We start from the raw sequence: 508 nt of genomic DNA, 5'->3' as shown, positions 1-508 counted from the left end.
CCTTAGAAAGGAGGTGATCCAGCCGCACCTTCCGATACGGCTACCTTGTTACGACTTCACCCCAGTCATCGGTCCCGCCTTCGGCAGCTCCTTCCTTGCGGTTAGGTCACTGACTTCGGGCGTTACTGACTCCCATGGTGTGACGGGCGGTGTGTACAAGACCCGGGAACGTATTCACCGCGGCATTCTGATCCGCGATTACTAGCGATTCCAGCTTCGTGTAGTCGGGTTGCAGACTACAGTCCGAACTGGGACGTTATTTTTGGGATTTGCCCACCCTCGCAGGTTCGCTTCCCTTTGTTTACGCCATTGTAGCACGTGTGTAGCCCAAATCATAAGGGGCATGATGATTTGACGTCATCCCCGCCTTCCTCCAGGTTATCCCTGGCAGTCTCCACAGAGTGCCCAGCCGAACTGCTGGCTACTGAGGATAGGGGTTGCGCTCGTTGCGGGACTTAACCCAACATCTCACGACACGAGCTGACGACAACCATGCACCACCTGTCAC

The 508-nt window shown here is 55.9% G+C and carries 1 rRNA gene; it reads right to left on the bottom strand.

Annotation, left to right across the window (positions count from 1 at the left end):
- Window positions 1-6 precede the first annotated feature (6 nt).
- Window positions 7-508: ribosomal RNA gene (locus tag GPK88_RS16070) — 16S ribosomal RNA — on the bottom strand; the annotation flags it as partial.

This window comes from Blautia sp. MCC269 (assembly GCF_018785655.1).
GTDB lineage: Bacteria > Bacillota > Clostridia > Lachnospirales > Lachnospiraceae > Blautia_A.
The sequence above is the reverse complement of the archived record's forward strand: the minus strand, read 5'-3'. Positions and strand labels throughout refer to the sequence as shown.